We start from the raw sequence: 10815 nt of genomic DNA on the forward strand, positions 1-10815 counted from the left end.
ATTCGCCGAAATTTGAGTACGCGGTAATCGTGTTCTCGAAACGGCTTGCGGAACCTCCTCCGCTGGCCGCAGAGGCCACCGGAAGTGGATCCGGTGGGCCTCTGCGGTGTCTGAGGCAGTAGTTGACGACAACTCAGTGGACGGATTTTGCGCAATGCGGTGGGTCGCCCCGGCTCGGTGGTATCCCCGGCGAGGTGGCGGAAGGTATCGCCGCGGCGTGCGCACACGCACGTAGCGGTGGGTGCGGCACCTCAGTGATCGCCCGGCGTGTCCGGGCTCGCCGGGCGGCGCTTCACAACCGGCCCTGGGAAGCGGGTATTCGGCAAGGAATTCACCAAACTTTCGCAATCTCTTCCCGTGATGCGCGTATTAGAACACCCTCCGGGTATCCGGCGTGAGAGCATGATCTGCCGCTGAGTCCGCTGTCGATGCGCGTGGCTCAGCTCCCCTTTTTCTTATTCGAGAACCGTTGAGGTCTCTGTGCCTAGTCACCGCATATCTAAAAAGCGGCGTTATGTCGGAATATCCCTGGCGGGTCTGGCCGTTCTGCTCGGTGGCGCGTTTGCCGCCGAGGCCGCCACTGCGGGGACGGTCTCCCGGCCCGCGCCGAAGATCTTCACCGGCCATGCTTTCGACACCTGCACCGCTCCGTCGCTGACTGCGATGAAGGGCTGGTACGCCACGTCGGTCTACCGCGGGGCCGCCGTGTATGTCGGCGGGAAGAACCGGGGCTGTGCCCAGCCGAACCTGACCGCCTCCTGGGTCAAGTCCGTGAGCTCTACGGGCTGGAAGCTGATTCCGCTGTACGTCGGTGCGCAGCCGCCCTGCCAGGCCAGCAACAATCCCGAGAAGATGACTGCGTCGAACGCCACCTCGCTGGCGGCCACCGACGCGGCCGACGCGGTGGCGAAGGAGGCGGCGCTCGGGATGAAGGCCGGCAGCCCCGTCTACCTCGATATGGAGTACTTCGACCCGAAGAACACCTCCTGCGTGAACACCGTCCTCAGCTATATCCGGTCCTTCGACAAGACCGTCAAGGCCAAGGGCTACTGGTCCGGCTTCTACGGCTTCAGCAACTCCAGCGCCGCCGTCGTCGCCAACGCCAAGACGCGCACGGACCTGCCGGAGATCCTCTGGTACGCCCGTTACGACGACGTCTACTCGACCACCAAGGGCTTCCCGTACGCCTCGACGCTCTACACCGGGCATCGCCGCGGGCACCAGTTCGCCGTCAACAAGAAGGTGACGCACACCGGGGGCACGCTCACCATCGACCGCGACGCCTGGGACGCGCCGGTCGCCGTGACGGCGTCATGAACGACCGTCGGAAGCGCCAGGTCCTGAAGGCCGCGACCCCGCTGCTCCAACCGGGGGAGCGGATCGAGTTCACTGGACTGGCCAAGACCGGGACGGTATCGGTGAAGCGCCAGGTGCTCACCAGCACCCTTGTGGGGGTGCTCAGTGCGGGCACTGTCATCGCCACCGTCCAGCCGCGGCCGATGTATCTGGTCCTGACGGATCAGCGTCTGATATTCCTCGACGGCGCCACCACGAGCGGCAGGCCGGGAAAGCCGCTGATGTCGCTGGAACGTGGGCTTCTCGCCGCGGCGCCGCTGGCCAAGGCCCTGCTCGGTCTGGGGCTGAAGACCGTTCTCACCGTCCAAGGGGAGCCCGAAGGGCTGAAGTTGGTGTTCCCGCCCGCCTTCAAGGCCGGTGGCCGCGATCTCGTCGCACGGCTCCGCTCCGCCGCTTGAACCGCCATCGCCGTCACTGAGGTTGGTGAGTCGCCCTCTCCGCGCAGGAGCTGGTGAGGCGGAAGGGCGTTCACCGTGCGTCGGGGGAGGGGCGTCTCGCTCTGTGCGGACCGAGGCGAGTCATGGGCCGTGTAGGGATCAGCCGATTGGTTTTGCGTCACAGTGGCTGCGGTGTAGCGAACGCTGCACCGCAGCCACTGGAGCCGGATCGAGCGGGATGTAGTCGGACGGAAACAGGTTGATATGCCCGCTTCTCCGAGAAAACTGCAGGTGAGGCGCGTCACTGGTTTGGTTCGAGTCCCACCCGCCCCACCCAGGTTCCCCAGGCAGAATCGTTCTGACCTGGGGAAACGCGTTTTTCGGGTCTGTTTCCCGTGTGGCGGTCGCCTCACGGCGGTGTGGCGGACGCGGGGCTTCTGGCATCGAGGACGCGGTCCGCACGGCCGTGACCTGGGCTTTTTGTGGCTCCGTGGCCGTGGGAGGGTTATGAACTGTCCCACGGCCGAGTTGACCTCGGGATCTGGCGCACAGGTTGGGTGATGCCGGTGCCGGTCCAGCCCTTCAGGAGGTCTTGAAGAAGGTCAAGGACCTGGTAGAGGGGCAGGCCGGCATGTGGACTTTCGGGTGGTCCAGCCGCCTGAGGGTGAGGAATGCCTGGGCGGCGGTCACGCGGGACGTGTTCGTCCGCCAGTACGTGGCCACTACCAGGGCGCGGCCGAGCCCTGAGACCGCTGGCGGCCGATCGCCAACGCCGCGGTAGGCGCAGGCGCGGACGGGGGAATGGCCTAGGCAGGGTGAGGAGCTCATTCAGGGTTGCCTTCGTCTGTAGTGGTCTCGTCGTCGATCAGCCCATAGGGGGGCCGGTCCTCGCTACGGCTGTACCTGACCACGACGTTCTCCTCTACGAGCATGGGCGGACTGTTGTCGACGATGATCACCTGGGCGCCGGCTCCCTGTTCAGCCAACCAGCTGGTCAGGTGGCGGTAGAAGTCGTCGATGGCGATCGCGTCCGCAATTACCGCGTCCCGGGTGCCGCCGTGGCCCAGGTTCTTCTGCGGGCTGTCGATCATGAGGAAGCCGGGGTGGGCGGCCGATGTTTCGACGGCCACCTCGAAGGCGGCCAGCTGCCAGGCCAGGGTCAGGAGTGTTCGGGCGCCGGATGATGCCTCGCGGTAGGAATCGCCGCGTACGTGAGGAACCAGATTCGTGTCGATCATCGGCTGGCTGAGTTTCGGGTAGTGCCACTGCCGCAGGAGTTCGCTGTACCGGCCGTTGATTCTGCCGACGACCAAGTCCCGGTCCTGTGCGGCATCTCCCAGCCGGTCGCGTTCCTCCCGCAGGCGTTCGATCTGTGCCTCCTGCCGCTCCACGAGCGCGGCACGCTTCTCCAGGCCAGCCTGAAGCTTCGTCGCGTTCTCGGCATGCTGAAGGTGACGGAGGACTTCCTCGCGCCGACGCTGGAGGTTGTCGCGAGCGGCGAGGAACGGGGTGACGGTGGGCGAAGTGGCTTCGTCGACCGCGGCCGCGGCACGTTCTTCGTCGATGGCGGCGCCTTCTGCCTGAATCTTCAACGTGGCGAGCGAGCTGTCCAGGCCCTCGATGTAGGCAGTGATCTCCTTCAAACGGGCCTTGGTGGCTCTGACCTCGGCCGCGATATTCAGCCGCTCTTCATCCGACGAGTGTTCGGCCGTGGCGGTGCCGAGCGTCAGGTGCCCGTCGCTGTGGGGCAGCTCGTGGCTGCACAGACTGCACGAGCCGTTCTCCACCGACGGGGGAGCGGGCAGCCGATTTAGGCACGCGGGGCAGGTTGTGACACTGAGTGGGTCGAACAGACGCTGCGCTTCGGCCAGCATATTGAGCTTGACGAGGTCGTCCGCGTACTGCGCCCTCAGGGGCATCATCCGGGTGAGTTGCGTCTCGCAATCACGTACCACGCCGGCAGCTCGCCGGGCGCGCTGGGCAGCTTGCTGGTGTTCGCGGCGCAGACGTCCAGCGAAGGTGGTGCTGGCTTGCGCTGCCTCGTCGAGGGCTCGTAGCTGCTCGGTCAGCTCCCGTAGCTCGCCTTCGTATTGCTCAGCGATCAGCGCGCCAACGGTGGGAACGTCCTGCTCGTCGACGAACACTCGTGCTGCGGCGAGTTCGGAGCGTGCCTGGGTGAGCCGGGCGCCCAGTTCCTTGATGCGTTGCCCAAGCTCGACGGCTCGGTCGTCGTGAACGCCGAAGACGACGTCGACCACCTGCTTCAGCTTGTGCTTCTTCATGTACTCGTTCTCGAACAGGAAGTTCTTGGAGGCTATGCGCTCGTTGGGCAGGAACGCGAGGTTCATGAGGTCGCGGATGCTCAGGGGGTCGGTCCGGGACTCACGGCTGGAGGGCGCCTCCCGCAGCTGGACACCTTCGAGCTTGCAGTGCCCCAGCAGCAGAGCGGAGAGGCTCTCCGGGGCTCCCGCTGGCTCGATGGTCCTGCTCTCAGGTTTGGAGAGCGGCGGGCTGTCCAGCGTCCCCCGGCGTACGTAGGCGACCTTCGATGGCTCCCCGACGGGCCGCTCGATGACGTGCGGTTCGCCGGACAGCTCGACTTCCAGAAGGCAGGAACGGACCTTCCGCAACACCTCAAGATGCCGTGGATGACGCTTCCCACCGAGGCCGTAGGCGATGAACTCCAACACCGCGGTCTTGCCCGAGCTGAATGCCCCGGCCACCACGGACAGGTCCCGCACCCGCTGGTCCTGCGTGAAATCGACGTCATAGTTCCGGCTGACGCCAGCAAGGCGCAGGCGCCGGATCCGGATGCCAGGCAGAGGCTGCATGGTGGTCATCCCTCCCAGGGCATGGCAGGTGCCTGCGGTCCCGGTCCCAGGACGCTGAGGAGCGCGGCACCGGGCCCGCCCTCTCCATCCGGCCGCAGCCACCGTGCCGTCTGTTCCCGCAGCGCCTTGTCGCTGAGCTTGCGCAGGCGACGCACGACGATGGACGCCGCAGTGGTGAACGACGCGGCGTAGGTGGCGGTGAAGCGAGCCCCAAGTTCCCGACCGCGGTTGCTGATCGCATAGGCGAAGGCGCCGTTGCGGTTGTGCACCTCGCAACACCCGTAAGCCACGAGCAGTCCGAGGTCGTGCTGGATGCGCTCGCGTCGACTGGTGAAGCGCTGCGAGGAGGACGCGTACGAAAGCACCTGCGGATCGAACCCGGCCAGCCGGAGCATATTGCCCTCACGGCCGTCGGAATCGACGACGAGGAAGGGATTCGCCGACAGGAAGTCGTAGTAGCCGATGCGCTCCAGACTCGCCCCCTTGGCGTCCTGTCCGGCGACAGCGTCGAGAAGCAGCAGCAGCTGCGCCAGCCGGAAGGTCACCTCGTCCTCCGGCATCATCACCGGCCGGTGTGCTTCCACAGCGAACTCCTCGTAGGTCGGACAGGACAGGCGACGGCGGTCAGCCGTCGGAGTGCTCGGCGGCGATCTGCCGCCAGTGTTTGACCCAGCCCGCCTTGCGGTTGTCCACCAGCCGGTGGACCAGTCCCCAGCTATGCACCAGCTCCAGGCGGAGCGACTTCGGCAGTTTGTCGTGCTCGTTGCGTACATCCCGCCAGACACGGGAGTGGAGAACCCGAAGCGCGTCCTCGGCCGCGCATTCGTTGAACTGCATCTCCCATAGACCGTGGAGCGTCGCATCGGCGGAACTGAGCGCCGCCACCTCCGCCGGAACGTCCTTGTGCGCGATCTCGCGAGCCACAAGATCGGCATTGAAGAACTGCCTCTTGGCCGAGTCCAGCTCCATATGACCGGCCTCGGCCATCTGCCGAATGAACAAGGCGGAGCCAAGGGCGGCTGCCTCGTCGTCCTCGACTTCGAGTACCAGCCGAAGCTGCTCCACGGAGGCAGGGGCGGGCTGAGCGTACGTCTCATAGAAGCCGCGACGCACGTCGTCGCCTTCGGGGCTAAGCAGCTTCTTCCGGAGGGCGGTCTCGTCCCAGAGCTGGATGACGAGGCCGTGCTCCTTCTCCTTCGCCCTCGTCCACGTGTCCCACCATGCCGTCATTGGGCCGTCCATGTTGGAAGGGATGCACAGAATCCAGCTGGCGATGGTGTGGCCGTTCTTAACGGCTGCCTTCAGCACGTTGTCGAGCGAGTCTTCGACCTGCTGTACGTGCTTCTTGGTGGTGACATGCATGAAGTACTTCGACTGCCACACTGTGATCGCCCCGCCGAGGTTTCCAGCGAAGGCGTCGATACCCCAGTCGCCCGGATTGGCGGCGACGGACCGTACGTTTGGGGTAGTTGCGGCGGCAAGCTGAGCGATCATCGTTTCGAAGTCGTCGCGGGCTCCGCCGAGGCCTCCCCCGCGGACTACGTGCACGTCGAAACTGATTGGCTGGACACCCGTCGGCACGGCTATTGAGTCAGACACAGCCCACCCCCCTGGGCCGGTGGCTGCACACAAGATGTTCCCTGTGCGTCACACACCGTATCGGTGGAGCCTATCCAACGGCCACTCGTCTGATCAAGAAGTGGAACGCGCATAATCTCAAATACGGCATGGGATCTATCCGGAGCGAAGGACGTCGTCGGCCGGACTACCGTGATTGCAGACGGCGGCTACCGGGGCACGGGCTTGCTCACCCCTCACCGCCGTGAGCCCGGCTGGGCTGAACTCCCGCGCTGGAAGGGCGAACCCAAGGCCTCGCACCGCCAGGTCAGGACCAGCGTCGAGCACGCCTTCGCCCAGATGAAGAGCTACAAACTGCACCGTGACTGCCGCTTGAGAGGCGGCGGCGTTCAATGCTCTGTGCCTGACGGATATCTACGGGTTCTCCAGCCTGCTTGGCGTAGGCACCGTTGCGAGGAGAGCGTGCTCGTGATCGTGTCACGAGCTCTAAGGAAGGGAGCGCTGTTCGTGGGAGCTTCGGTGGCTCAGGCGCGACGAAGGGCCCACGCCAGGTGTCGACGGTGAGGGGCTTCGTGCGTCCGGCTTGCGGCTGCTCCACCAGCCGCAAGCCTTTCACTTTGTGTCGGCCTCAGTTGCGACCGGCCGGCCGCTTACTACGCCGCTTCGTCGTCAGGGTGGCCGCTTGGGCGCCGCCGTGACGCTACTTACGATGCGTGACCTGAGCGAGCAGAGCCACCACGGTTGCGGCACCGGATAGGGAAGCCCCGACTTCGGGTGCCAGAAGCGACAGAACTGCGACGAGGACACCGATTGTCAGGAGGGCTACGAGGCGTCGGTTGATCTGGTCCACCAGAACCTTCTCTCTGTGGGGCCAACGGGTTCGGGAGCCACCGTGGGACCGACACAGGAGCGCCTGACAGATCCAGAACAAGGCGTGACGGAACTGGCCAGCGAAAGCCAGGACGGAACAATGACTGATGCATGCTCACGGCCAAGCATGGGGAACTAGAAGCGAGTTGCTGGACACCTTTTGACAGTGCGTGACTGAGGGGGGAACTGATGGCAGTTGCCCAACCGTGGAAGAAGCCGGACCTGGATGGGCATCCGCGCTTGAAGAAGCTGAACGATGAGCTCCACTCGTTGAGGTTCGAAGCCGGGTTTCCTTCGGCTCGAACGATAAGAAACCACATTGGACGGGACGCACAGGACTACTGGATCGTGAACCATCAGTCGGTCCTCAACGCCTTTCAACGGCCTGACCTCCCGGACCTTGGCCGACTTGAGCTCATCGTTGCCGCTCTGGCCGGAGCCGCCCGATGCGACGACGTCTCCAGCGAAGTCAATCGCTTCAAGAGCCTGTGGAAGCAGGCTGTGACGGAGACGGTTGCTCAGGCATCAGTGGGCCCACAGGCAGACGCTGAAGGCGGCGTCGAGTGCGAACTCGACCAGGATGCGCCGGACCAGGAGGCGACGGAACCCAGCGTTGAGGAAGAGCGAGGAGAATCTGGCGCGAAGGGCTCACACGCGGACGCAAACCAAGCCGCGGAGTTCAACTACGCCCAGGAGTCTTTGAAGGGCTTGATCATCAACGCGGCGCAAGCGCTTTGGGATGACAAGGATGCACTGAGAGTCTTCCTGGGGGTCGTCCGCCGCAGTCCTGGTTTCTCCAAGCTGGCTGATGCCGCAGAGGAACAGCGGCCCGCCAACGCGACCTTCTACGGCACGAAGAGCAGAGAGTTCGAGGTTGAGTACTCTCCAGCGCGCCTAGAACTGGTCACGTTGCACCGGCGCCTCGACGAGCAACGTGTCAAGCGCAAGTGGTCCTTCACAGACCTGGAGAACCAAACGGGGATCCCGGCCAGCTCCTGGATCCGCTGGTATACCCACGACGAGTTGCCCAGCCGCGAGGCAATCGTCGCTTTCTCCCACGCGTTCAACCCGATGCTGGAAGACCATGTGCTGCTCCTGGGCCTGTGGGAAGCGGCCCACGACGCGCTGGAAGTGGAGAGACGTTGCGAGGACTTGCCTCAACAGATCAGCTTCGACGAGGCATGGTCGTTGCGTGACCCGACGGCCTCCAAACTGTGGGCGCTTGTCGGCGTCGGGGGAGACGTTCTGGCGCCCTACGGGCCCGATCTGTCCCGTGGGACTGTTCCGGCCTTCACCGTGGCCGGCCCGGCTGGTTCGGGACGATCCACGACTTTGGCCACCATCGCCTGTTCGCTCCTCGAAGCCGGTACACGCGTCGTGTTGGTTGCACCGAAGCCGTGTCCATTGCGAGAGCTGGCCTCCCGAAACGGAGTCCTTGCCTGTTTCGACCAGGAGGACGTGGGACATGACGAGCTCGCAGCTGTCTTGGCGGAAGCGTCCTGCGAGGAACCGGTCGTCGTCGTGATGGACGATGCGGATCGCCTGGAGGGGTGTGGCGCCAGGCGTCTGCTGGAAGCGATACTTCAACAGGGTTTCGCGGACGGGACTGCATTGGTTCTCGGCGGGGACGAGGAGGAACTCAGGAGCGGCTTCCGCTGGTCACGACGAGCTAGGAACGCGCATCGTGGACTGCTTCTGTCTCCACAGGCCCGATATGCGGGCGACCTGGTCGGCGCCAAGGTCAGTGGCTCCATCGTGGGAAGGCCGATCACGCCAGGCAGAGGATGGCTCCACCTTGGCGACGGGAAACTGGTGCCTGTGACCGTGCCACAGTGCTGAGCAGTCAGAGTGCCCGAGGGCCCGAGTCCCGGTGGCGCCGGGCGACTGATCGCGGCCAGTTAGCAAAAGTCCCCGCCCAGGTCCGGGCGGGGACGTCATCTGTTGGGCCACTGGCCGGAAAGACTCTTTGTGTCCGGTTTCTCTTGGTCGCCTGCCTGCTGGCACTGGCTTCGCAGTACTGGGCATTCTCACTGGGATCCAACGGATTCTCATCCACATGCCGAGAAGGGGCCGGCTGGCCCCCGTCCGTTCGGCATAACGACGAGCAGCAGACGCGGACGTTGCCGTGAGAGTCGCCACCTTGATCGCAGCAGGGGGCAACCACGTCATCCGTGACTACACAGGCGTGCCCTCACCCGGCAAGGCTCCACAACGGAGAGTAGTCACTGCCAAGGATGGCTCTGGCGGTGAGGGAGCTGATAGGGCTGATCGTGAGACGGCTGGCGCTGTCAGGCGACTGGGCATCATGAGGCTCCGCTAGGGGGTGGCGGCGCCGCCGGCCAAGGGGGGGCGGAGTGGTGTGGCGAACGCCTAACCGACCCCCGCGCGAGCCGGATCGAGAGGGACGTAGTCGGATGGAAACGGGTGGCTATGTCCGTTGTTTCGGCATCGTTGCAGGTGAGGGGCGTCACGCCTTTGGGTTCGAGTCCCACCCGCCTCACCGAGTATCCCCAGGCAGAGTCGTTCTGACCTGGGGAAACGCGCTTTTCGGGGGCTGTTTTGCGTGCAGCGTTCGCCGCACGAAGGTGCGGCGAACGTGGGTCCCCGCGCATCGCAGACGAGCTCTGTATAACTTTGACCAGGCCTTTTGCAGCGACGCCCTGGTGGGAGCGTCACTGAAGGGTCCCACGGCCGTCGAGGGAGGCTTCGCGCTCCGCCCCGGCCCACCACATTGCATGACATCCCCGCTGTCCCTGCTGTGTCCGGTCAGGCAGGAGACACCGTCTGCATCGGCGAGGCCGGCGTGGCGGGCTCTTATTTGCCTGGGTGCGATGTGGCGGCGCACCTGGTGCGCGCCGCACCCGGGGCCTACGTCTCACCGCAGGGAACAGTTGTTTTGAACGCTCTCGCGCATTCACTCATCGCCGGGGCGCTGAGCGTGCTGGCCGTCGTCCGGGTCAGGCTGTGCAGCTTGCGGAGCACAGGCGACCTTGACATCACAGGCGACATCATCACCGGAAGGGGGGCCGCAGCCGGTGACGAGAATTTGCGAACTCGCCACCCGTGTCATGCCGTCCTGAGATCATCGATCCGTCCCGACGAGTGACACTTCTCGCGGTCGGCCCCGCGGCGTCGGGGGTGTTGGCCTGATGGATCGTCGGGAGTGTGATCAAGGCAGCGTGTGGTGCGGTGGGGGCCGCAATATTCTGAGTGAATGAAAATGGCCCCGCCGCCGGACAACGCTCCAGGTCAAGAAGTGTTGACCCCGCGCCCGCGGGGATGGTCCGCTGCACGCGGAGCGCCCCAACGGCCTGACTCAGTTGCCCCCGCGCCCGCGGGGATGCCCCGTTCGGTCATGGGCTGTCCGGCGGCGACGACAAGGCCGAAACCAGGGCGTCCGTCGTTCGGCCTTCTGCTACGGACGGTCACGCACGCCGTGAGTAAGGGTCAGGCTGGCGGCACACGAATCCCGTCGTTGCGCAGAGGTCATCCGTGGCCCTGGGTGCTAATTCCTCATCGACCTTCGATGCGGAGGGTGTTTTTGGTGGAGGCGAACTGGTGTGGCGAACGCCTAGTAGGGCTGCGTCCTACCGGGTCTTCACCAAGGAAGACGCCTTTACCGCGGGCCGCCTTGACCGCCAGGGCCGGGGCCTTCATAGCGGGCGCATTCGGCTTCGTCTGGTTGTGGTTTGCAGCGTCGACGGCCGGGGCGCCCGGCCCCGCCGCGCCCCGGCCGACCGGGCGGTGTGCACCGCTGCCGGTTCCGTGGACGACGCAGGGGCGGGCGCCGCCCGGACGGGACC

Annotated in this window: 6 protein-coding genes and 1 pseudogene; 4 read left to right on the forward strand and 3 right to left on the reverse strand. The window is 65.2% G+C overall.

From position 1 onward, the window contains the following. Nucleotides 1-480 precede the first annotated feature (480 nt). Both OG285_RS25505 and OG285_RS25510 read left to right on the forward strand, forming a co-directional pair. Nucleotides 481-1317, forward strand: coding sequence for a glycoside hydrolase domain-containing protein (locus OG285_RS25505; protein ID WP_371792337.1), 837 nt, complete (start codon nt 481-483; stop codon nt 1315-1317). Beyond that, nucleotides 1314-1754, forward strand: a complete 441-nt coding sequence (locus OG285_RS25510) for a hypothetical protein (RefSeq protein WP_371792338.1) — start codon at nt 1314-1316, stop codon at nt 1752-1754. The genes OG285_RS25505 and OG285_RS25510 overlap by 4 nt, the downstream gene beginning before the upstream one ends. An 803-nt stretch (nt 1755-2557) precedes the next feature. Here OG285_RS25510 and OG285_RS25515 read toward each other — a convergent pair. From OG285_RS25515 to OG285_RS25525, 3 genes are read right to left on the reverse strand one after another with little or no spacing between them, the layout of a single operon-like run. Continuing rightward, nucleotides 2558-4573, reverse strand: a complete 2016-nt coding sequence (locus OG285_RS25515) for a DNA recombination protein RecN (RefSeq protein WP_371792339.1) — start codon at nt 4571-4573, stop codon at nt 2558-2560. Beyond that, entirely contained in the window at nt 4570-5148 is a 579-nt protein-coding gene (locus OG285_RS25520; RefSeq protein WP_371792340.1) for an ABC-three component system middle component 2, read from the reverse strand. The genes OG285_RS25515 and OG285_RS25520 overlap by 4 nt, the downstream gene beginning before the upstream one ends. Nucleotides 5149-5188: 40 nt before the next feature. Further along, nucleotides 5189-6163 carry a serine/threonine protein kinase gene (locus OG285_RS25525; protein ID WP_371792341.1) on the reverse strand — a complete coding sequence of 325 codons (975 nt, stop codon included), beginning with the start codon at nt 6161-6163 and terminating at the stop codon, nt 5189-5191. 126 nt (nt 6164-6289) lie between these two features. On the opposite strand from OG285_RS25525, the pseudogene OG285_RS25530 reads away from it, so the two are divergent. After that, nucleotides 6290-6532 (forward strand): annotated as a pseudogene (locus OG285_RS25530) (IS5/IS1182 family transposase); the annotation flags it as partial. Nucleotides 6533-7201: 669 nt separating this feature from the next. Beyond that, the gene (locus tag OG285_RS25535; protein WP_371792342.1) at nt 7202-8851 is read left to right on the forward strand and encodes a hypothetical protein; all 1650 of its coding nucleotides are present in this window, start codon (nt 7202-7204) and stop codon (nt 8849-8851) included. Nucleotides 8852-10815: the final 1964 nt, after the last annotated feature.

Source organism: Streptomyces sp. NBC_01471, from assembly GCF_041438865.1.
Taxonomy (GTDB): Bacteria; Actinomycetota; Actinomycetes; order Streptomycetales; family Streptomycetaceae; genus Streptomyces.

What these genes read in the sequence shown, in the direction of transcription:
- OG285_RS25510 (WP_371792338.1), top strand. Translation starts at nt 1,314, where the DNA reads ATGAACGACCGTCGGAAGCGCCAGGTCCTGAAGGCCGCGACCCCGCTG.
- OG285_RS25535 (WP_371792342.1), top strand. Translation starts at nt 7,202, where the DNA reads ATGGCAGTTGCCCAACCGTGGAAGAAGCCGGACCTGGATGGGCATCCG.
- OG285_RS25515 (WP_371792339.1), bottom strand. Translation starts at nt 4,573, where the DNA reads ATGACCACCATGCAGCCTCTGCCTGGCATCCGGATCCGGCGCCTGCGC.